General features: G+C 71.6%; 20 protein-coding genes and 2 tRNA genes. 11 read left to right on the top strand and 11 right to left on the bottom strand.

The features are described 5' to 3' along the window. Nucleotides 1-499: 499 nt before the first annotated feature. Both O7623_RS29355 and O7623_RS29350 read left to right on the top strand, forming a co-directional pair. On the top strand, nucleotides 500-1,360 hold the full coding sequence (locus O7623_RS29355) for a helix-turn-helix transcriptional regulator (protein ID WP_282226168.1): 861 nt from the start codon (nucleotides 500-502) through the stop codon (nucleotides 1,358-1,360). Then, entirely contained in the window at nucleotides 1,357-1,557 is a 201-nt protein-coding gene (locus O7623_RS29350) for a DUF397 domain-containing protein (protein WP_282226167.1), read from the top strand. The genes O7623_RS29355 and O7623_RS29350 overlap by 4 nt, the downstream gene beginning before the upstream one ends. Before the next feature lie 160 nt (nucleotides 1,558-1,717). On the opposite strand, the gene O7623_RS29345 is transcribed toward O7623_RS29350, so the two are convergent. From O7623_RS29345 to O7623_RS29335, 3 genes are read right to left on the bottom strand one after another with little or no spacing between them, the layout of a single operon-like run. Next, nucleotides 1,718-2,845: a cystathionine gamma-lyase gene (locus O7623_RS29345; protein ID WP_282226166.1), complete on the bottom strand. Its 1,128-nt coding sequence runs from the start codon at nucleotides 2,843-2,845 to the stop codon at nucleotides 1,718-1,720. 40 nt (nucleotides 2,846-2,885) lie between these two features. Next, nucleotides 2,886-3,884 carry an NAD(P)H-dependent glycerol-3-phosphate dehydrogenase gene (locus O7623_RS29340; RefSeq protein ID WP_282226165.1) on the bottom strand — a complete coding sequence of 333 codons (999 nt, stop codon included), beginning with the start codon at nucleotides 3,882-3,884 and terminating at the stop codon, nucleotides 2,886-2,888. Next, nucleotides 3,881-4,636: a lysophospholipid acyltransferase family protein gene (locus tag O7623_RS29335; RefSeq protein ID WP_282226164.1), complete on the bottom strand. Its 756-nt coding sequence runs from the start codon at nucleotides 4,634-4,636 to the stop codon at nucleotides 3,881-3,883. Before O7623_RS29335 ends, O7623_RS29340 begins: the two co-directional genes overlap by 4 nt. A 128-nt stretch (nucleotides 4,637-4,764) precedes the next feature. On the opposite strand from O7623_RS29335, the gene cofC reads away from it, so the two are divergent. The 5 genes from cofC (at nucleotide 4,765) to O7623_RS29310 (ending at nucleotide 10,692) form a co-directional block, all read left to right on the top strand. After that, entirely contained in the window at nucleotides 4,765-5,475 is a 711-nt protein-coding gene (gene cofC / locus O7623_RS29330; RefSeq protein ID WP_348775114.1) for a 2-phospho-L-lactate guanylyltransferase, read from the top strand. Between the two features lie 23 nt (nucleotides 5,476-5,498). Beyond that, complete coding sequence (locus O7623_RS29325; RefSeq protein WP_282226162.1) at nucleotides 5,499-5,696, top strand: cold-shock protein; 198 nt, start codon at nucleotides 5,499-5,501, stop codon at nucleotides 5,694-5,696. A 256-nt stretch (nucleotides 5,697-5,952) separates the two neighbouring features. Further along, nucleotides 5,953-8,217 (top strand): RNA degradosome polyphosphate kinase, encoded by a 2,265-nt coding sequence (locus O7623_RS29320; RefSeq protein WP_282229638.1) that lies wholly within the window; start codon nucleotides 5,953-5,955, stop codon nucleotides 8,215-8,217. A 61-nt stretch (nucleotides 8,218-8,278) separates the two neighbouring features. Then, nucleotides 8,279-9,808, top strand: coding sequence for a CYTH and CHAD domain-containing protein (locus tag O7623_RS29315; protein ID WP_282226161.1), 1,530 nt, complete (start codon nucleotides 8,279-8,281; stop codon nucleotides 9,806-9,808). Continuing rightward, the gene (locus tag O7623_RS29310; RefSeq protein WP_282226160.1) at nucleotides 9,796-10,692 is read left to right on the top strand and encodes an NUDIX hydrolase; all 897 of its coding nucleotides are present in this window, start codon (nucleotides 9,796-9,798) and stop codon (nucleotides 10,690-10,692) included. Before O7623_RS29315 ends, O7623_RS29310 begins: the two co-directional genes overlap by 13 nt. A 107-nt stretch (nucleotides 10,693-10,799) precedes the next feature. Here the strand turns inward: O7623_RS29310 and O7623_RS29305 are convergent, their stop codons facing one another. The 3 genes from O7623_RS29305 to leuC form a co-directional block, all read right to left on the bottom strand. Next, the gene (locus tag O7623_RS29305) at nucleotides 10,800-11,399 is read right to left on the bottom strand and encodes an HU family DNA-binding protein (RefSeq protein ID WP_348775113.1); all 600 of its coding nucleotides are present in this window, start codon (nucleotides 11,397-11,399) and stop codon (nucleotides 10,800-10,802) included. Nucleotides 11,400-11,672: 273 nt separating this feature from the next. Then, nucleotides 11,673-12,260 (bottom strand): 3-isopropylmalate dehydratase small subunit, encoded by a 588-nt coding sequence (gene leuD, locus O7623_RS29300; RefSeq protein WP_282226159.1) that lies wholly within the window; start codon nucleotides 12,258-12,260, stop codon nucleotides 11,673-11,675. A gap of 39 nt (nucleotides 12,261-12,299) precedes the next feature. Then, nucleotides 12,300-13,757, bottom strand: a complete 1,458-nt coding sequence (leuC, locus tag O7623_RS29295) for a 3-isopropylmalate dehydratase large subunit (protein ID WP_282226158.1) — start codon at nucleotides 13,755-13,757, stop codon at nucleotides 12,300-12,302. A gap of 49 nt (nucleotides 13,758-13,806) precedes the next feature. Here leuC and O7623_RS29290 point away from each other — a divergent pair, with 49 nt between their 5' ends. Beyond that, nucleotides 13,807-14,493: an IclR family transcriptional regulator gene (locus O7623_RS29290; RefSeq protein ID WP_278117622.1), complete on the top strand. Its 687-nt coding sequence runs from the start codon at nucleotides 13,807-13,809 to the stop codon at nucleotides 14,491-14,493. Between the two features lie 154 nt (nucleotides 14,494-14,647). Here O7623_RS29290 and O7623_RS29285 read toward each other — a convergent pair. The 3 genes from O7623_RS29285 to O7623_RS29275 form a co-directional block, all read right to left on the bottom strand. Further along, nucleotides 14,648-14,720, bottom strand: a tRNA-Glu gene (locus O7623_RS29285). 141 nt (nucleotides 14,721-14,861) lie between these two features. Further along, a tRNA-Gln gene (locus O7623_RS29280) sits at nucleotides 14,862-14,933 on the bottom strand. 78 nt (nucleotides 14,934-15,011) lie between these two features. Next, nucleotides 15,012-15,815: a fumarylacetoacetate hydrolase family protein gene (locus O7623_RS29275; protein ID WP_282226157.1), complete on the bottom strand. Its 804-nt coding sequence runs from the start codon at nucleotides 15,813-15,815 to the stop codon at nucleotides 15,012-15,014. A 157-nt stretch (nucleotides 15,816-15,972) separates the two neighbouring features. On the opposite strand from O7623_RS29275, the gene O7623_RS29270 reads away from it, so the two are divergent. After that, nucleotides 15,973-17,157, top strand: coding sequence for a hypothetical protein (locus O7623_RS29270; RefSeq protein ID WP_282226156.1), 1,185 nt, complete (start codon nucleotides 15,973-15,975; stop codon nucleotides 17,155-17,157). 202 nt (nucleotides 17,158-17,359) lie between these two features. On the opposite strand, the gene O7623_RS29265 is transcribed toward O7623_RS29270, so the two are convergent. Continuing rightward, a complete protein-coding gene (locus O7623_RS29265) occupies nucleotides 17,360-17,944 on the bottom strand; it encodes a helix-turn-helix domain-containing protein (protein ID WP_282226155.1) in 585 nt (194 codons plus the stop codon). Between the two features lie 147 nt (nucleotides 17,945-18,091). Here O7623_RS29265 and O7623_RS29260 point away from each other — a divergent pair, with 147 nt between their 5' ends. Together O7623_RS29260 and O7623_RS29255 are read left to right on the top strand one after the other, a co-directional pair. Next, entirely contained in the window at nucleotides 18,092-18,292 is a 201-nt protein-coding gene (locus O7623_RS29260) for a hypothetical protein (RefSeq protein ID WP_282226154.1), read from the top strand. Nucleotides 18,293-18,417: 125 nt separating this feature from the next. After that, complete coding sequence (locus O7623_RS29255; protein ID WP_282226153.1) at nucleotides 18,418-19,776, top strand: radical SAM protein; 1,359 nt, start codon at nucleotides 18,418-18,420, stop codon at nucleotides 19,774-19,776. Here the strand turns inward: O7623_RS29255 and O7623_RS29250 are convergent. After that, a complete protein-coding gene (locus tag O7623_RS29250; RefSeq protein ID WP_282226152.1) occupies nucleotides 19,753-20,094 on the bottom strand; it encodes a winged helix-turn-helix domain-containing protein in 342 nt (113 codons plus the stop codon). The genes O7623_RS29255 and O7623_RS29250 overlap by 24 nt on opposite strands. Nucleotides 20,095-20,174: the final 80 nt, after the last annotated feature.

Raw genomic sequence — 20,174 nt, 5'->3', positions numbered from 1 at the left:
CGACGACCCGACATCAACGCCACTCCCCACGATCGAGACAACCAACTGGCGGCACAGCGGTGGAACATTCGGACGCCGGACGACGTGGAGTCGCCGGTCGGCGCATGCGGTCGATTAAGGTCGCGCGGACCGGTCGGCGATCAGCCGGCGGCTACTGCTGCCAGGATCTGTGGCCAGCGAAATCGTGGACGGCTTGGACGGGTCAGCGGCGTCTGGGCAGCGTCCACTAGGGACTCCCGTAGCAATGTGACAGGTACGCCCGACCCTAAAGATCAACGTCGCCATCTGTAAAGAGATGTCACGATCCGCTACCACAAACCACCCGCAACAGGCATACAGCGACCCGGAGTCACCAGTCGGGTACGACCAGCCATACGCACAACTCTGACGAAATCCCGTCGACGTTGAGCCGAGCCGCCCGTCCACCAATCGACGGAGTCCATAAGTCCACTAGTGACGGCAGGATGGGTCGGGTCGAGCATCCCAGGAGGTGGTAGCCATGTCCCCGTCCGTGTTGAACTCGTCCGTACCGCGCCGACGGCTGGGCCGGGAGCTGCGTCAACTGCGCGAGCGGCTGACCCAGCTGCCGCAGACGTCGGTCGCCAGCGAGCTGGAGTGGTCGGCGACGAAGCTGTGGCGGATGGAGCGCGGCGAGGTCCCGGTCCGCTCCGGCGACGTCGTGCTGCTCTGCGAGTTGTACGGCGTTGACGAGGAGACCACCGAGATCCTTGCCGCGTTGGCGACCAAGACCCGGGAGAAGGGCTGGTGGCACGACTACGCCAGCCTGCCGTCCTGGTTCGAGCTGTACGTGGGCCTGGAGGAGGCCGCCAGCCGGATCCGCGAGTACCAGAGTCAGCTGGTGCCGGGCTTCTTGCAGACCCGGGAGTACGCGACCGCGATCTTCACCAAGGACGTCGACGGCGTGCCCCGTTACCAGATCGCCGACCGGGTCGCGGTGCGGCTGCTGACCCGGCTGGAGCCACAGGCTCCGGAGTTCGACATCGTCGTCGACGAGGCGGTGCTGCGCCGCGTGGTCGGGTCGCGCCAGATCATGGCGGCACAGGTGCGCCGGCTCGCCGACGCCGGCCGGCTGCCGAACGTCTCCGTCCGGGTCCTGCCGTTCTCGTCCAACCTGCACGCCGGGGTGCTGACCGGCGGCTCGTTCACCATCCTGGACTTTCCCGAGCAGTACGAACCCACCACGGTCTACCAGGAGTCGATCACCGGCGCGCTCTTCCTCGACAAGCAGACCGAGAGCGACCGGTACGCTTGGGTCTACCACGACATCCGGTCGGCCGCGCTGAGCGAGGCCGAGTCGCGGGCGCTGTTGCTGGACACGGCGAAGGAGTACGAGCCATGACCGACCTGACCGGTGCCACCTGGCGCAAGAGCAGCCGATCCAACAGCCAGGGTGCATGCGTCGAGGTCGCCGACGGGCTGGCCGGCGTGATCGGCGTACGCGACTCCAAGGACCCCACCGGCCCGGTCCTGACCATCTCCCCCGCCAACTGGTCGGCCTTCGTCGCCGCCACCAAGACCGGCACCCTCACCGCCTGACCACACCCAGGATCACCGCGACGGCCGCCATCTGCTCAGCCAGAGCACTTCGCAACCCGACCTGGCCGCACTTTGACGATCAGATGACGTAAATGGGCGGAACACGGCGCGTCGCCTGGTTCTACATCATTTGATCTTGATAGGTGCCCTGTTGGCTGGGTCAGCCGGCATCCAGGGCGGTCAGAACGTCTGCGACCAGGTCCACAGTGTCTTCGATGCCGCAGGAGAGCCGGACGAAACCCGGTGAGGTGTCGTCGCCCCACTGGGCCCGCCGGTCGGCCGCCGTGTGCAGGCCGCCGAACGACGTGGCCGCCGAGACCAGCGTCGACGCGGTCAGGAACCGGCCGACCCGGTCGGCGTCGCCAAGATCGAACGACACGATCCCCGGAATGCGGCGCATCTGGGCCGCCGCGACCGCGTACGACGGGTCGTCCGGCAGGCCGGGCCAGCGTACGCCGGTGACGTCACGGCGCCCGACCAGCGCGGCGGCGACCGCTTGCGCGTTGGCCGACTGGCGGGCCAGCCGCAGGTCCAGGGTGGCCAGTGACCGGTGCGCGAGCCAGCAGTCGAACGGCCCCGGCACGCTGCCGGTCAGTTTGCGCCACGTCGTCGCCGCCGACAGCAGCTGCGCCGATCCGGTGGCCAGGTAGCCGAGCAGCAGGTCGGAGTGGCCGGTCAGCGCCTTGGTGCCGGAGGCGACCACGACGTCCGCGCCGAGGTCCAGCGGCCGCTGCCCGAGCGGGGTGGCGGCGCTGTTGTCGACCGCGACCAGCGCCCCGGCGGCGTGGGCCGCCGCCGCGAGCGCGGCGACGTCGCAGACGTCCAGGCCCGGGTTGGCCGGGGTTTCCAGCAGCACCAGCCGCACCCCGGCGAAGTCCGGGTACGGCCCGGCGGTCGGCACCAATCGTACGGTCACACCGAGCGGTTCCAGCACCGTGGCGGCCAACGCCCGTACGGTGAAGTATCCGTCGGCGGGCAGCAGCACCGTGTCGCCGGGGCGCAGCGTGGTCAGCAGCAGCGCGGTGATCGCCGCCTGGCCGCTGGCGAAGACAAGCGTGTCGCCGCCTTCCAGGTCACCGATGGCGGTTTCGAGCGCCCGCCGGGTGGGGTTGGTCTCCCGGGCGTAGCCGTCGCGGTCCGGTGCCGGCCCGGTCACCGGGTCCAGGTGGTAGGGGGCGGCGAACACCGGGCCGGGCAGGAACGGCTGGCCGGGCGTCGGCTCGGGCAGCCCGGCGCTGACGCACCGGGTGCCGTCGCCGTACCGGGGATCGCGGGAGCTGGCGGTCATGGCGCTCATCCTGACCGACGGCGCCGGCCGGCGGCAGGGCCTATTCCGGTTTCGTGGCCCGCGTCATCAGCAGCGTCAACGCGGTACGCGGGTCCAGGCCCTCGTGGCAGATCCGTTCCACCTGCTCGGTGATCGGCATCTCCACCCCGTGGGCGCGGGCCAGGTCCCGGATGGACAGGCAGCTCTTGACCCCTTCGGCGGTCTGCCGGGTGGCGGCCTGCGCCTGCTCCAGGGTCTCCCCCCGGCCCAGGTGTTCGCCGAAGGTCCGGTTGCGTGACAGCGGCGACGAGCAGGTGGCGACCAGGTCCCCGAGGCCGGCGAGGCCGGCGAAGGTCAACGGGTCGGCGCCGAGCGCCACGCCGAGCCGGGCGGTCTCGGCCAGCCCTCGGGTGATCAGGGTCGCCTTGGTGTTGTCGCCGAGGCGCATGGCGGTGGCGATGCCGTACGCGAGGGCGATCACGTTCTTGACCGCCCCGCCGAGCTCGCAGCCGATCACGTCGTCGTTGGTGTAGGGCCGCACGTACGAGGTGAGCATGGCCTGCTGCACGGCGGCGGTGCGGTCGGCGTCGGTGCCGGCGACGACGCTGGCGGCCGGCTGCTCGGCGGCGATCTCGGCGGCCAGGTTCGGGCCGGAGACGACGACGACCCGGTCCTCGCTCACCCCGGCGGTCTCGACGATCACCTCGCTCATCCGCTTGGTGGTGCCGAGTTCGATCCCTTTCATCAGGCTGATCAGGGTCGCGTCGGGGCCGATGTGCGCGGCCCAGTCGCCCAGGTTGCCGCGCAGGGTCTGCGACGGTACGGCGAGCACGACCAGGTCGGCGCCCTTGATCGCCTCGACGGCGTCGCTGGTGGCGGTGACCCGCTCGGGTAGCCGTACCGCCGGCAGGTAGTCGGGGTTGGTGCCGTACTCGCGGATCGCGGCGGCGACCTGTTCGCGGCGGGCCCAGACGACCACGTCCGAGCCGGCGTCGGCGAGGACCTTGGCGAACGCGGTGCCCCAGGAGCCGGCACCGAGGACGACGGCCCGGCGGGTCACTGACCCGGCTCCGGGGCGGTCGAGTCCGGCGCCTTGACGGTCCGGCCGTTGCGCCGGACCACCGGTGTGTACAGCGGTGGTGCTTCGGCGCCGCGCAGCTCGGCGACCATGTCGCGCAGCCGCAGCATGATCGTTTCGGTCATCTCCTCCAGCACCGCCCGGGTGGGTTCGGCACCCATCCAACGACTGAGGTCGATCGGTTCGGCGGCCCGTACGGTGACCGGTCGGCGCGGCAGCAGGTTGAGCTTCCTGGTCCGTGGGTCGTACATGTTCTGCGGACCCCACATCGCCACCGGCACCACCGGCGCCCCGGTGGTCAGGGCGAGCCGGGCCGCGCCGGTCTTGCCGCGCATCGGCCACAGGTCCGGTTCCCGCGACGTGGTGCCCTCCGGGTAGATGACCACGGCGCCGCCGTCGTTGACACCCGCGATCGCCGCCTCCAGCGACTTGATCGCGTCGACGCTGCCCCGGTGCACCGGGATCTGCCGGACCTTGAGCAGCCAGGGGCCGACCACCGGGATGGCGAAGAGGCTGGACTTGCCGAGGAACCGCGGCCACCGGCCGGCGTCGTAGACGAAGTGGGCGATGGCCATCGGGTCGGCGTGCGACATGTGGTTGGCGACGATGATCACCCCACCGGTACGGGGGATGTGCTCCATCCCGGACCAGTCCCGTTTGGTCCAGATGGTCAGGGTCGGTTTGATCACCATCACGACGAAACGTCGCCAGAAGCCCAGTTTCCGCCGCGCCACCCGTTGCCTCCTCGTCGCCCGCCCGCTCGTCTGGCACCCGACCGCCGCCCGCGCCGATCGTTGCAGCGAATCATGCCTTGTCGGACCCGGCCAGAGCCAACACGAGCCCAGCCGGCAGGATGGGAGCCGTGCGGGAGGCGACCTGGTCGGTGGTGCTGCCGGTGAAGCGGCTCGCGGCGGCCAAGAGCCGGCTGCGCGGGGCGCTGACCGGCGTACCGCATGAGGAGCTGGCGCTGGCGCTCGCGCTGGACACCGTCGCGGCGGTGCTGGCCTGCCCACTGGTCGCCGAGGCGGTGGTGGTGACCGCCGACCCGGTCGCGGCCGCCGCGCTGGCGGCGCTCGGGGCGCGTACCGTCGCCGAACCTGACCCTGGTGGTCTCAATGCCGCACTGGCCCACGGCGCGGCGTCGGTCCCGGCCGGCCGGCCGGTGGCCGCGCTCACCGCCGATCTGCCGGCGCTGCGCCCGGCGGAGCTGGCCGCCGCCCTGCGGGCCGCGGCGTCACCCGCCACCACCGGTCGGTGTTTCGTGCCGGACGCCGACGGCACCGGTACGGTGCTGCTCGCCGCCGTCGACGCCGCCACCCTGCACCCCCGGTTCGGCCCCGGCTCAGCCGACCGGCACGCCGCGTCCGGGGCCCGCCGTATCGGCGGCGACGAGGACACCGGCACCGGCGGGGCCGGCGGAGCCACCGGGGAGGACGCTTGGCCGACGCTGCGCCGCGACGTTGACACCGCCGACGGCCTCGCCGACGCGGCCCGGCTCGGCCTGGGCCGGCACACCGCCGCGCTGTGCCGCGCCGGGTACCGTGCTGGCATGCGACCCGAGACGGTGGGCTGACATGCCGGGGACGGTGATCTGACGTGCAGGGCACGGTGGCGACCTTCGATGCGGCGACCCGCAGCGGCACGGTGCTGCTCGACGACGGCAGCGAGCTGGCCTTCCCGGCGGCGGCGTTCGACGCCTCCGGGTTGCGGCTGCTACGACTGGGACAACGGGTACGCATCGAGCGGGACGGGACAGGACACGTTAACCGCGTCACGTTGCCCACATTTGACTGACCCAACCCGGGACAAATTCATACCGCGTTCACCGTGATCAGGTCATGATTACCTGGTGACGCCCGCCCCCTCCAGGCGCGCCGCCGCCCGTCCGCGCCGCGCCGCAGCCGACCAGCCCGCCGACGCCGACGCGGCCACACCGCCGCAGACCAGGTCGACCCGGCCGACCCGACGCCGTACGGCGAACGGTACCGGCCGCACGTCGACCAGCGCCGAGCCGAAGCCGGCGGCGACGCCGAAGCCGGCGGCTGACCCGATGCCGGAGCCGGCGGCGACGGAGCAGGCAGCGCTGCCGGAGCCGGCAGCGGTGGCCGGGCCGGCCGACGGGACCGTCGAGCCGGTGGACGACGGTGTCACCCCGGTGGCCGCCGGCGCCGAGCCGGTGGACGCGGCCGTCGAGCCGGTGGAGACCGACCCCTCGCCGGCCGCCGGCACCACCACGCCGGCCGAGGCGGATCCGTTGCCGAGCGACCGGTTCCTCAACCGGGAGCTGTCCTGGCTCGACTTCAACGCCCGGGTGCTGGAGCTGGCCGAGGACCCGCAGACACCGCTGCTGGAGCGGGCCAAGTTCCTGGCGATCTTCGCCAGCAACCTCGACGAGTTCTTCATGGTGCGCATCGCCGGGCTCAAGCGCCGGCTGCAGGCCGGCCTGCCGGTACGCGGCGGCGACCGGCTGCCGCTGCGTACCCAGCTGGAGCTGATCGCCGTCAAGACCGCCGGTCTGGTCGCCCGGCACGCCCGCTGCTTCACCGACGAGGTACGGCCCCGGCTGGCCGCCGAAGGCATCCACCTGATTCGCTGGAACGACCTCACCGCAGGGGAACGGGAAGGGCTGCGCACCTACTTCCGGGAGCACATCTTCCCGGTGCTGACCCCGCTCGCCGTCGACCCGGCGCACCCGTTCCCGTACATCTCCAGCCGGTCGTTGAACCTGGCCGTCGCGGTCCGCGACCCCGACGGCGGCCCGGAGCTGTTCGCCCGGGTCAAGGTACCCAACAACGTGCCCCGGTTCGTCGTGGTCAGCCAGGAAGGCCAGGGCGCCCGGTTCCTGCCGGTGGAGGACCTGATCGCCGCCCAGCTGGGTCAGCTCTTCTCCGGCATGCAGGTGGTGGAGTGCCACCTGTTCCGGGTCACCCGCAACGCCGACTTCGAAGTCGACGAGGACCGCGACGAGGACCTGCTGCAGTCGCTGGAGCGGGAACTGGCCCGCCGCCGGTTCGGACCGCCGGTGCGCCTGGAGGTCGCCGCCTCCATCTCCGACCACATGCTCGACCTGCTGGTCCGCGAGCTGGACATGGACAGCCACGACGTGCTGCGGGTGCCCGGCCTGCTGGACCTGTCCGCGCTGTGGCAGGTGTACGAAAGCTCCGACCGGCCCGATCTGAAGGACCGGCCGTTCGTGCCGGCCACCCATCCCCGGCTGGTCGAGGGCGAGGTGCCGCGCAGCGTCTTCGCCACCCTGCGCGACGGCGACATCCTGGTGCACCACCCGTACCACTCCTTCTCGACCAGCGTGCAACGCTTCATCGAGCAGGCCGCCGCCGATCCCCTCGTTCTGGCGATCAAGCAGACCCTCTACCGCACCAGCGGCGACTCCCCCATCGTCGACGCGCTGATCGAGGCGGCCGCCGCCGGCAAGCAGGTGGTGGTGCTCGTCGAGGTGAAGGCTCGCTTCGACGAGCAGGCCAACATCGGCTGGGCGCGGATGCTGGAACGCGCCGGCTGCCACGTCGTGTACGGCCTCGTCGGGCTGAAGACGCACTGCAAGACGGCCCTGGTGGTCCGCCAGGAAGGCAACCAGATCCGCCGCTACTGCCACATCGGCACCGGCAACTACCACCCGAAGACCGCCCGGCTCTACGAGGACTTCGGCATGCTCACCGCCGACCCGGAGGTCGGCGCCGACCTCACCGACCTGTTCAACGTGCTGACCGGGTACAGCCGGCAGACCGCGTACCGGCGGCTGCTGGTCGCCCCGCACGGCGTCCGCAGCGGGCTGATCGAACGCATCGAACGCGAGGTCGCCCACGTGCGGGCCGGCCGCCCCGGGCTGGTGCAGTTCAAGGTGAACTCGCTGGTCGACGAGGAGATGGTGGATGCGCTGTACCGGGCCTCGCAGGCCGGCGTACAGGTAGATCTGCTGATCCGGGGGATGTGCACGCTGCGGCCGGGGGTGCCGGGCCTGTCGGACAACATCCGGGTCCGGTCGATCCTCGGCCGGTTCCTGGAGCACTCCCGGGTCTTCCGGTTCGGCAACGACGGCGACGCCGAGTTCTGGATGGGCTCGTCGGACCTGATGCACCGCAACCTGGACCGGCGGGTCGAGGCGCTGGTGCAGGTGACCGACCCGGTGGCCCGCGCCGAGCTGGAGCGGGTGCTCGCCGAGTCGTTCGACCCGGAGTGCGAATCGTTCGAGCTGCACCCCGACGGTACCTGGACCCGGCACCACTCCACCGACGGGCGACCCCTGGTCCACCTGCAGGAACGCCTGCTGCGCCGGTTCGTCGGCGCCGCCAAGTAGCAGATCGGGTACGGACTGTTCGGCGACGGTCCCGGTCATCCGACGGCGCTAGGCTGGCCCGATGGTGGAGGAGGAACGCAAGTACGAGGTCGACCCCGGTTTCGCCGTACCGGACCTGTCCGGCTGCCTGCCCGAGGGCGGACGGCTGGTGGAGCTGCCGGCGGTGAAGCTGACCGCCACCTACTACGACACCCCGGACCTGCGGCTGGCCCGCGCCGGGGTGTCGCTGCGGCACCGGGTCGGCGACACCGAGCCGTGGACGGTGAAACTGCCGGCCGACGCCCCCGGCGTACGGCACGAGATCAGCCGGGCCGGTAAACGCCGTACTCCGCCGACGGAGCTGGTCTGGCTGGTCACCGCGTACTCGCGGGGGGTCGAACTGACCCCGGCCGCGACGGTGCGCACCGTGCGCACGGTGCTGGAGATCCGGGACGCCGACGACGCGCTGCTGGTGGAGCTGGCCGACGACGCGGTGTCGGTGCTGGACGGCAAGACGGTCCGGTCGACGTTCCGCGAAGTCGAGGTGGAGTTCAAGACCGGCGACCGGCAACTGCTGGACCGGGTCGAGGCCGATCTGGTCGCGGCCGGTGCCACCGCCGGCGGCTTCACCCCCAAGCACGTACGCGCGTTGGGCGCGGCCGCCGCCGGGCCGGCGGACCTGCCACCGGTCGACGACCTGCCGGACGAGCCGACCGCCGCCGACGTGGTGACCCGGGCGGTCCGCGACGACATCACCCGGATCCTGACGCACGAGGCGTTGGTGCGGCTGCACGCACCGGTCGGCGACGACGACACCGCCGTCCACCAGATGCGGGTGGGCTGCCGGCGGCTGCGCAGCGACCTGCGGACCTTCCGGGCGCTGGTCGACGCCGACTGGGCCGGCACGCTGCGCGAGGAGCTGAAATGGGTCGCCGGGGTGCTCGGCGGTGCCCGCGACGCCGAGGTGCTACGGGAGCGACTCCGGCGGACCGCCACAACGGATCCGTTGGCGCCGCTGCCGGACGCGGCGGTGGGTCGCATCGACGCGGCGCTGGCCGCTCGGCACGAGGCGGCACTGGCCGAGGTGGACGCGGCCATGCGCTCCGACCGGTACGTTGCCCTGGTGGAGATGCTGGTGCAGGCGGCCCGGGAGCCGCAACTGACCCGGGCGGCGGCCGCGCCGGCCACCCAGGTGCTGCCCCGGCTGGTCGCCAGGCCGTGGCGACGGCTGGCGTACGGCGGCAGCGGCGTCGACGGCGCCGCCGACCTGACGCTGGACGCGCCCGACGAGCGCTGGCACGCGGTGCGGATCAACGGCAAGAAGGCCCGGTACGCGGTGGACGCCGTCGCGCCGGTCATCGGCGGTGGTGCCGTCAAGCTGGCGAAGGCGTTGTCGAAGGTGCAGAACCTGCTCGGCGAACACCAGGACGCGGCGGTCGCCGCCGACACCTGGCAGCAGATCGCCGCCGACCATCCCGACGACCACGAGATGGCGGTCACGGCGGGCCGGCTGGTGGAGCGGGAACGGACTGCGATCCGGGCGGCCCGGGCCGACTTCGCCGACGCATGGGACCGTGCGTCGACGCCGGGGCGGACGAAATGGCTGCCGTGACCGAGGTCCGCGCCGCCGGCGGCGTGGTGTGGCGGACCGACGACACCGGGGCGGTCGAGGTGTGTCTGGTGCACCGGCCCCGGCACGACGACTGGTCGCTGCCGAAGGGCAAGCTGGAGCCGGCGGAGCATCCGCTGGCGGCGGCCGTCCGGGAGGTCGGTGAGGAGACCGGGATCCGGGCGGTACCGCAGGTGCGACTGCCGTCGATCCGGTACACGATGCCCGACGGCAACACCAAAGAGGTCGACTACTGGTCGATGCGGGCGGTCGAGGAGCCACCCGGGCCGGTGCCGGACGAGGCGGCCGACGAGGTCGACGAGGTCTGCTGGCTGCCGTTGCGGCAGGCGCAGCAGCGGCTGACGTACCGGCACGACGTGGGGGTGCTGCGCGGCTTCGCCGACCTGCCGCCGGTGACCGTGACGCTGACGTTGGTGCGCCACGCGCACGCCGGCAGCCGGGACACCTGGCCGGGTCCGGACAGCGCGCGGCCGTTGGACACCGCCGGGCTGCGCCAGGCGCAGGCGTTGGCGGCGCTGTTGGCGTTGACGCGACCGGCCCGGGTGCTGTCGGCGTCACCACGGCGCTGTGTGCAGACGGTGGCCCCGCTGGCGGCGGCCCTGGATCTGCCGGTCGAGGTGGACGGTGTCTTCGATGAGCCGGCCGCCGGGCAGGCCCCGGCGGAGGTCGCGTTGGCGGCGGCCGGCCGGTTGACCGAGCTGGCGACGACCGGTACGGCGGCAGCGGTCTGCAGCCAGGGCACGGTGATCCCGGCGGCGCTGACCATGTTGAGCCGGCGGGCCTCGGCGGACTACCGGACGGCGAAGGGCGGCGGGTGGCTGCTGTCGTTCGCCGGGGACCGGTTGGTTGGCGCGGACCAACTGTAGATGCGGTGGCGCCGCCGCGGCCCTCTCGGTACGCGCCAAGGCGCCCACCACGTTGCCGTGGCGGGCGCCTTCGTCCCGACGGGGTCCGGCCGGTGCGGCCGGTGGCGTCAGCGGGTGGTTTTGCGGGGCGTCGACTTCTTCGCCGGCGCCTTCTTGGCGGGTGCCTTCTTGGCCGCCGTCGACTTCGCCGCCGTCGACTTGGTGGCGGTGGACTTCGTCGCGGTCTTCTTGGCCGCCGTCGACTTCGCCGCCGTGGACTTCGCCGGCGTCGACTTGGCCGCCGTGGTCTTCTTGGCGGTGGCGGTGCTGGCCCGCTTCGCGGGAGCCTTGGCGGCGGTCGACTTCGCGGCGGAGCTGGTGGACTTCGCCGCGCCGGCCCGCGCGGTGGTGGCCTTGGCCGTGGTGGACTTGGCGGCGGTGGCCTTGGGCGCCTTGCCGGCGGCCACCATCTCCTTGAAGCCGGCGCCCGGCCGGAAGACCGGCACGGAGGTCTTCTTGACCTTCACCGACTCACCGGTACGCGGGTTGCGGGCTGTTCGGGCCGCCCGGACGCGCTTCTCGAACACCCCGAAGCCGGTGATGCCCACCCGGTCGCCCTTGGTGACTGCCGCCTGGACCTCGGCCAGGACGGCGTCGAGCGCGGTCGTCGCCGTCTTGCGGTCCCCCAGGCGAGCCGCGAGCGCGTCAATGAGCTCTGCCTTGTTCACGAGTTCCCTCCCGTAGTGCAACTGGACTCAACGAGCCATTCTGCGCGCACGGTATGCCCTGTACCGGCAGGACACAAACATCTACGGGAAAAAAGTCCTTGTGTCGTAACGGATTCGCCCCCATCCGGTGCCCCCGGCCGGCCGGTTGGTAGTAGCCGGACGGTTGGTGGGCCATCGGATGGGGGCGGAATCGGCGTCCCGGAAGCCCTTGGCAGGGACTCACCGATGGCCTCGACAGGGTCTCGGATGTGCCCTGTCGAGGCGGCGTCGGCGCTATGCGACGACCGGTTTGAAGGGCAGCCGGTGCTTCTCGTACTCGGTGATGTCGGACTCGTGACGCAGGGTCAGTCCAATGTCATCGAGTCCTTCCATCAACCGCCAGCGGCTGAAGTCGTCGATCGGGAACGACCAGCTGGACCCGCCGGCCCGGACCTCGCGGGCACCCAGGTCGACGGTGACCTCGGCGGTCGGGTCGGCCTCGACGAGCGCCCACAATTCCTCAATGGCGGGCATTTCCAGCTCCACCGGCAGGAGCCCTTCCTTGAGGGCGTTGCCCCGGAAGATGTCACCGAAGCGCGGCGACAGCACGGCGCGGAAGCCCCAGTCGCGCAAGGCCCACACGGCGTGTTCACGCGATGACCCGGTGCCAAACTCGGGTCCAGCGACGAGAACCGATGCCCCCGAATACGAAGGATTGTTCAGAACGAATTCCGGGTCCTCACGCCAGGCATTGAACAGCCCGTCGGCGAAGCCGGTCCGGGTCACCCGCTTGAGGTACACGGCCGGGATGATCTGATCCGTATCCACATTGGATCGGCGGAGCGGGACGGCAGTCCCGGTATGCACAGTGAACTTGTCCATGTCGTGATCCCGTCTAGGTCGGTACGGTCGGGTCGCCGGTCAGTTGAGATCCGCCGGGGCGGCCAGCCGGCCCACCACGGCGGTGGCGGCGGCCACCGGCGGCGACACCAGGTGGGTACGCCCGCCCCGGCCCTGCCGGCCCTCGAAGTTGCGGTTCGAGGTGGACGCGGACCGCTCCCCCGGCTTGAGCGTGTCCGGGTTCATCCCCAGGCACATCGAGCAGCCGGCGAACCGCCACTCGGCACCGGCGTCGGCGAAGACCTTGTCCAGCCCTTCGTTCTCGGCCGCCTCGCGGACCTTCGCCGATCCGGGCACCACGAGCATCCGTACGCCGTCGGCGACCTTGCGCCCGCGCAGCACGTCGGCGGCGGCCCGCAGGTCCTCCAGCCGGCCGTTGGTGCAGGAACCGACGAAGACCACGTCGACGGCGACGTCGCGCAGCGCCGTACCGGGCCGCAGGTCCATGTACTCCAGGGCGCGGCGGGCGGCGACCCGCTCGGCGTCGGTGTCGAACTGCTCCGGGTCCGGTACGGCGGCGCTCAGCGCGGCACCCTGCCCCGGGTTGGTGCCCCAGGTCACGAACGGGGTGATCGCGGCGGCGTCGAGGACCACCTCGGCGTCGAACGTCGCCCCCTCGTCGGTGGCCAGACTGGACCAGTACGCCACCGCGGCGTCCCAGTCGGCTCCCTGCGGCGCGTTCGGCCGACCCTTGAGGTAGGCGAAGGTGGTCTCGTCCGGCGCGACCATGCCGGCCTTGGCACCCCACTCGATCGACATGTTGGCCACCGTCATGCGGCCCTCCATGGAGAGCTTGCGGATCGCCTCGCCGCGGTACTCGACGATGTGACCACGGCCACCGCCGGTGCCGACCTGGGTGATCAGCGCCAGCACCAGGTCCTTGGCGGTGACGCCGGGGCCGAGTTCGCCGGTCACGGTGACCGCCATCGTCTTCGGCCGGGCCTGCGGCAGCGTCTGGGTGGCGAGCACGTGCTCGACCTCACTGGTGCCGATGCCGAAGGCGAGCGCCCCGAACGCGCCGTGGGTGGCGGTGTGCGAGTCGCCACAGACGATCGTCATGCCGGGCTGGGTCAGGCCCAGCTGCGGGCCGATGACGTGCACGATGCCCTGGTTGTCGTCGCCGAGGGCGTGCAGCTTGACGCCGAACTCGGCGCAGTTGCGGCGCAGCGTCTCGATCTGGGTACGCGAGGTCGGGTCGCTGATGGTCAGCAGGTCCCCGCGTCGGCTGTTGAACGCCGGATCGGCGTACCCGGTCGGGGTGTTGTGGTCCTCGGTGGCCAGGGTCAGGTCGGTACGGCGTACCGGCCGGCCGGCCATCCGTAGCCCGTCGAAGGCCTGCGGGCTGGTGACCTCGTGCAGCAGGTGCAGGTCGATGTACAGCAGATCCGGCTCGCCCGCGGCGGATCGCACCACGTGCGCGTCCCAGACCTTCTCGGCCAGGGTCCTGGGCGATGTCGGCTTCGAAGTGGCTCCCACCATCTGGACATCCTAAATTCTGGGAGGTATGTTTCGGCTTGTGGGACACAGTATGAGCGGTGTCGGCGTTCTCGACAAGGCGGTGGTCATCCTCGCGGCCTGCGTGGACGGCGCCAGCCTGGCCGAACTCGTCGAGCGGACCAAGCTGCCCCGGGCCACCGCGCACCGGCTGGCCCAGGCGTTGGAGATCCACCGGATGCTGGTTCGGGACACCCAGGGGCGCTGGCGGCCCGGCCCGCGACTGGGTGAGCTGGCCAATGCCGCACCCGACGTGCTGCTGACCGCCGCCGAGCCGTTGCTGGCCGCGCTGCGCGACGCCACCGGCGAGAGCGCCCAGCTCTACCTGCGCCGCGCCGACGAGCGGATCTGCGTGGCTGCGGCCGAACGGGCCAGCGGGCTGCGGGACACCGTGCCGGTCGGCTCGGTGCTGCCGATGACGGCCGGGTCGGCCGCCCAGATCCTGCTCGCCTGGGAGCCACCCGAGGCAGTCATGCCGCTGCTGCCCCGCTGCAAGTTCACCGGCCGTACGCTGGCCGAGGTGCGCCGACGTGGCTGGGCGCAGAGCGTCGCCGAGCGCGAGGCCGGCGTGGCCAGCGTCTCCGCCCCGATCCGGGACCGGACCGGCCGGGTGATCGCCTCGGTGAGCGTCTCCGGGCCGATCGAGCGGCTCGGCCGCCGACCGGGTGAACGGCACGCCATGGCCGTCGTCCGCGCCGGGCAGCGACTCTCCGGCCTCTGACGACCCGTTTCCCGAAACCGCCGACGATCTTGCACATATCGAGGGACAATTCGGGCAAATACTCTCGATAACTGCAAGATCGTCGGTAGAGTGTGAGGGAGAGCGCCACAGCATGCAAAAGGCACCCTCAGCGAGTGAGGGTGCCTGCGCACTGTAGCCCCGACCGGATTCGAACCGGCGCTACCGCCTTGAGAGGGCGGCGTCCTGGGCCGCTAGACGACGGGGCCAGAACCATGGTGGTGCAAACTGCCGATACTGCCTGGCGGTGGGAAACTTCCGTTTCCTGCCGCCTCGCCCTTTCGGACGTGGTGCCGAACTCTAACAGAGACCAGCGTTCCGATGCCATCCGGGTTGTCCGGCAACGGTTGCTGGGGTACCAGGACTCGAACCTAGACTAACTGAACCAGAATCAGTCGGGCTGCCAATTACCCCATACCCCATCGGTGCTTGCCGCACCGGGACAGAACTCTACCTGACCCCATGGTGCGCGCCAAATCGGGTTACCGCAGCGGTTTGCCTCAGTCGCTGGCGACGACCGGGTTGGCCAGCTCGCCGATCCCCTCGATACGCACCGAGACGGTGTCACCGGCGGTCAGCTCGCTCACCCCGGCCGGCGTGCCGGTCAGGATCACGTCGCCGGGCAGCAGCGTCATCACGTGTGACACGTACGACACCAGGGCCGGCACGTCGAAGACCATCTGCTTGGTCCGGCCGAGCTGGCGTACCTCCAGTTGCTCCGGGTCGCGGCCCACCTCGCAGCGGACCTCCAGGTCGCTGACGTCCAGACCGGTGACGATCCACGGCCCGAGCGGGCAGAACGAGTCGAAGCCCTTGGCCCGGGTCCACTGCCCGTCCGACCGTTGCAGGTCGCGCGCCGTGACGTCGTTGGCGCAGGTGTAGCCGAAGATCGCCCGCTCGGCCGCCGCCCGGTCCGCACGGCGGGCCCCCGGCGCACCGATCACCACCGCCAGCTCGGCCTCGTGCTCCACCTGCCGGGACTGCGCCGGCAGCCGGACCGCGTCGCGCGGACCGATCACCGACGTCGACGGCTTGAGGAACAGCAGCGGCTCGGCCGGCACCTCGGCGCCGTGCTCGGCGGCGTGGTCGGCGTAGTTGCGCCCGACACACACCACCTTGCTCGGCAGGATCGGCGACAGCAGCCGTACGTCGGCCAGCGCCCACCGTTGCGACGTGAAGGTCAGCTTGCCGAACGGGTGGCCTTCGACCTCGGCGACCGTCAGTGCCTGCGGGCCGGCCCCCGGCTCACCCTCGACGACCCCGAACGACATGCCCTTGTCATGAGCGAAACGAGCGATACGCACCCGGTCAATCTATCGCCCGTCCGGCGTAACGCCACGGTCGGTCACCACGGCGGGGCGCGAACGTAGCACAGGTCACCGGATCCGGTGGCAGATCCGCCCTTCTCTCGGCCGGGTGGCCGGCGGCCGCCTACCGTTCGGGTCGGGGGCAGGGATCGTGATGCTGATGTCGTGGTGGCAACGGGGCGTCGCCGGCGGTACGTTGACCGCCGCACTCGCCCTCGGTGGGGTGGTGCTCGGTCCGACGAGCGACGGGTGGGCCCAGCCGACCCCGCAGGAGCCGGGTCCGGAGCTGGTCGCGGTGACCATCAACGAGGTCGGCCAGAGCGCGCCGACCTACCAGGTCGAGGCGATCAACCGTACGGTGGCCCCGGTCGACGTCACGGTGCGCCTGGGGGTGCCGGACGGCACCTCGGTGGCCACCGTCGGCTCCGGCGGGCACGCCGACGGTACGGAGATCACCTGGCAGCTGAGTCTGCCGGCCAGCGGCGGCGAGACGGTCAACGCGTCGTTCCGGCCCGGTGGCACCGGGGCGACCCAGAACTTCCCGGTCTGCGTCTACCAGCGGGACACCGCGCGTCCGTACGACTGCGCGGTGGCCCGCTGGACGTCGTCGGCCGGTATCGCCGCCGCCGACCGGGCGTGGTGGCAGCGACCGTCGCTGCCGCTGCTGGCCGGGCTGGGCGCGCTGGTCGTCGTCACCATGGTCGGGTACGGCTGGCGTCGACGGCTGCAGGAGCACCGGGTGGACCGGCGCCGGGTCGTCACCACCGGCCGTCGACGGGTCCGGTTGCCCTCCGCGCCACCACCGGCCCCACCGCCGTCGCGCCGCTGGCGGCCGTCGACGCCGATGGTGTTCGGGCTGCTGATCGCGATGTTCACCGGACTCGCGGTGGCGGCGGTCCGGGGGGCCACGTACGGCTCGGAGGTGCTGGACCAGGCCAACCAGGTGCCCAGTGGCTGGATCGGCAGCACCGAGTCGGGTGGGTTCGGGGTCCTGCTGACCGAGACCGCCTTCGAGTTCACCGTCTTCCGGATGGCCTGCGTACCTGCCGGTGGGCAGGACCGGCGGTGCCTGGCGACGGTCGGCCTGCGCAACCGCAGCGACGAGGAGCAGTACTGGTACGCGCCGCTGCAGCGGGCGTACCTGCCGACCGGTGACTGGGTGGCGGTGGACGAGGCGGCGACCCGACAGGAAAACGGCGGTCGGGACATCTTCGCCGCGCCGATTCCGGCCGGTGCCCGACTGCTGGTGCCGTTGGCGTTCACGGTCAGCGGCGAGCTGATGCCGGAGCATCTGGAGTTGCGCAGCGGCGCCTTCTCCGCCGGAGTGGCGGTCCGCTGACCGCACGGCTACGCAACGCCGCCTGCCTGCGGGCAGAACCATCGGCACGGCACGGTATTCCTGTGTGGAATAAATATTCCACACAGGAATACCGTCGCATCGAGGAGATGCCGGGGACAGCATAGATTCGCGGCATATGTTCCGAATCGCGACGCCCCGCCCTGTCCCGCGACGCGTCGCGTCGCGTAGCGGGGCAGGGCGGTCAGCCGACCGGGTGCATCGCCACCAGCATGGCGAACCGGTGTCCGCCGGCGGTGCCCTCGCGGGTGGCGCTGGCCTCCTCGAACCGGCGCATCAGACTCTGCAGCTCCTGGCGGAACTCGGCGATCCGGTGCTGCGGGATCTCGGCGACGCCCCGGCTGAGCACCATCCGCAGCGGGTCCGGCGCGTCGCTGCTACCGGAGATCGTGCCGGCGGTGAGTCCGGCCTCGATCTCGTCCCGGGTCTGATCGAGCAGCAGGGCGACGACCTCCTGGGCCGAGCCGGGTTCGTCACCGGAGCGGCGATGGAAGGTGAGGTTGAGCTGGCCCGCGCCGTACTGCTTCTCGATGATGCCGTTGACCACCCGGGTGTCCCGAATGTGCAGCAACTGATGCTGCTCCAGCTGGTTGAGGTGGTAGTAGATCTTCGTCGGCGGGACGCCGACGATCCCGGCCAGCTCCTTCGCCGTCCAGGTCCGCTCCGGCTCGGACATGGCCAGCTCCAGGACCCGCATCCGGATGGGGTCCGCCAGCGCCTTGAGCGTGGCCACGTCCTCGATCATCCGGCTGCCCATCAGCTCAGTCACGGCAAACCTCCATTCAACCGACGTTCCACGGTTGATTCTAACCCGACGATTGACTTCTGTCCTTCGCTCAGGATATTTTGAACGTCAGTTGGATCTTAGCACCGCCTCACCTTCGCGACTCCTCATCCCCCTCATCGGAGGTTTCCTGTGCCCACCAACCCGTTCTTCGCCGTCATCGCCGCCGTCGCCCTCGCCACCCCCGCCGCCGCGGCCGCCGCCGACGCCCAGACCGCCGCCGACGTGGCCGCCGAGGTCGCCGCCGAGCAGAGCCTGATCGCCATCGAACTGCCGGCCGGCGACGACACCGGCGAGGCCGACAGCATCAACTTCGCCTGCGCCTTCAACTGAACCGAAGGACCCGCCCCCGCAGCGGACCCGGAGCCGCCCGCTCCGGGTCCGCTGGCGTTACCGCCGCCGCCCGCCCACCCGCCGCAGCCCGGGACGCCACCCGTCGAGACCCCGAAAGGCCCACCATGGTCCTGCCCGACCTCGTGCCCAGCCGCTACCTCGTGTTCAGCCCGACCATCTACCGGCACCCCAGCGGCCGGCAGCTACGCGCGGTGTTCCACACCGGACGGGCTCGTACCCTGCTGCTCGACACCGACACCGTGCGGACCCTGACCGTCGGCGACCCGGCCGGCCTGCCCGCCGACGAACAGCGGCGGCTCGCCACGCTCGGCGTACTCGTGCCGGCCGGCACCGACGAGGCCGCCGCCGTCATCGCCGCCGGCGAGCAGGAAGCCGCCACCACCCGCACCCGTCAGTTCGTGGTGATGCCGACCGCCTACTGCAACATGGGCTGCGGCTACTGCGGGCAGGAACACCGGCGGGACACCCCGGCGGGCCGACCCGCCCGGCACCGCGAGACCATCGCGGCCCGCGTCGAGCAGGCCATGGCCAGCGGCGACTACGACCGCGTCGTGGTGCGCTGGTTCGGCGGCGAACCCCTCATGGGGTACGCCGTCCTGCGCGCGTTGTCCGCCCGGTTCACCGCCGACGCCGACCGGCACGGCGTCGCGTACTCGGCGCTGCTGGTCACCAACGGCGCCCTGCTCGACGCCCGCAAGCTGCGGACCCTGCACCGTGACTGCCGGGTGGCGCAGATCGAGGTCACCATCGACGGCCCGGCCCCGGTGCACGAGGCGTCCCGACCGCTCAACAGTGGACAGGGCTCCTACGACCGGATCACCGCCGCGCTGCGCGGCGTCCTCACCGACCCGGACCTGGCCGGATTGCGGATCACCGTCCGGACCAACGTCGGCACCCACAACGCCGACCAGGCGGACGCCTTCGCCACCGCGATGCGCGACGCCGGACTCGCCGACCCCCGCATCCGGTTCTACCCGGCGCCGGTGCACTCCTGGGGCAACGACGTCAGCGACGTACGGCTGCGCCAGCGGCACGCCGCCGACACCGAGGTGCGCTGGTACGCCGCCTACCTCGCCGCCGGACTGCACTGCCGGGTGCTGCCCAGCCAGCCGGTACGGGTGGTGTGCACCGCCGCGTCGCGGCACAGCGAGGTCGTCGCCCCCGACGGGCATCTCTACTCCTGCACCGAACAGCCGCTGGTGCCCGGCTTCACCGGGGAACACCTCGGCACCGTGGACAGTGTGCCGGCCGGGCAGCTGCGCCCGGAAGGCCGCTACGACGACTGGTACGCCGGGCTGCGCGCCGGTGAGACCGGTTGTCGGTCCTGCCCGATCCTGCCGGTCTGCGGCGGCGCCTGCCCGAAGCTGTGGCGGGAGGACAAACCGCCCTGCCCGCCGCTGAAGGAGAACCTGGCCGCCCGGATCGACCTGCAGGTGCGCTCATCCGGGCTGATCCCCGCCTGAGGCCGGCGGAAACTCCCAGCGCAGCGCCAACTGCGCGGTCTGGAAGCAGCGCTCCGCCCGCCCGTGCCCGGTCCGCTGGTTGACCACCCGGACCATCCCCTCCTCGGTGAGCACCCGCAGGTGGTAGTGCATCAGGCTGAAGGTGATACCCAGCCGGTGGGCGAGCTGGCGCGCCGAGTAGGCCTGCTGCGGTTCGGCGGTCAGCACACCGAGCACCTGCAGTCGGATCGGGTCGGCCACCGCACGCAACGCGCTCACCCCGTCCAGCACCCGTACGGCGGCGGCCGCCGCGGCCGACTCCCCGCACTGGTGCGCCACACCGGGCTGTCGTGGCACACTGGAGTCGGCCCCCGACGTTCCCTGACGGTCGGGGGCTTCGCCATTGCCCCGCCAGCGGG

The organism is Solwaraspora sp. WMMD791, from assembly GCF_029581195.1.
In the GTDB taxonomy this organism is placed as follows: domain Bacteria; phylum Actinomycetota; class Actinomycetes; order Mycobacteriales; family Micromonosporaceae; genus Micromonospora_E.
This window is presented reverse-complemented; position numbering and strand designations above follow the sequence as displayed.

Excerpts from the sequence above, each read along its gene's own strand:
- O7623_RS29310 (WP_282226160.1), top strand. The coding sequence starts at position 9,796 with ATGGCTGCCGTGACCGAGGTCCGCGCCGCCGGCGGCGTGGTGTGGCGG.
- O7623_RS29270 (WP_282226156.1), top strand. The coding sequence starts at position 15,973 with ATGCTGATGTCGTGGTGGCAACGGGGCGTCGCCGGCGGTACGTTGACC.
- O7623_RS29255 (WP_282226153.1), top strand. The coding sequence starts at position 18,418 with ATGGTCCTGCCCGACCTCGTGCCCAGCCGCTACCTCGTGTTCAGCCCG.
- O7623_RS29355 (WP_282226168.1), top strand. The coding sequence starts at position 500 with ATGTCCCCGTCCGTGTTGAACTCGTCCGTACCGCGCCGACGGCTGGGC.
- O7623_RS29315 (WP_282226161.1), top strand. The coding sequence starts at position 8,279 with ATGGTGGAGGAGGAACGCAAGTACGAGGTCGACCCCGGTTTCGCCGTA.
- O7623_RS29320 (WP_282229638.1), top strand. The coding sequence starts at position 5,953 with ATGCCGGAGCCGGCGGCGACGGAGCAGGCAGCGCTGCCGGAGCCGGCA.
- leuC (WP_282226158.1), bottom strand. The coding sequence starts at position 13,757 with ATGGTGGGAGCCACTTCGAAGCCGACATCGCCCAGGACCCTGGCCGAG.
- O7623_RS29290 (WP_278117622.1), top strand. The coding sequence starts at position 13,807 with ATGAGCGGTGTCGGCGTTCTCGACAAGGCGGTGGTCATCCTCGCGGCC.
- O7623_RS29345 (WP_282226166.1), bottom strand. The coding sequence starts at position 2,845 with ATGACCGCCAGCTCCCGCGATCCCCGGTACGGCGACGGCACCCGGTGC.
- O7623_RS29350 (WP_282226167.1), top strand. The coding sequence starts at position 1,357 with ATGACCGACCTGACCGGTGCCACCTGGCGCAAGAGCAGCCGATCCAAC.
- leuD (WP_282226159.1), bottom strand. The coding sequence starts at position 12,260 with ATGGACAAGTTCACTGTGCATACCGGGACTGCCGTCCCGCTCCGCCGA.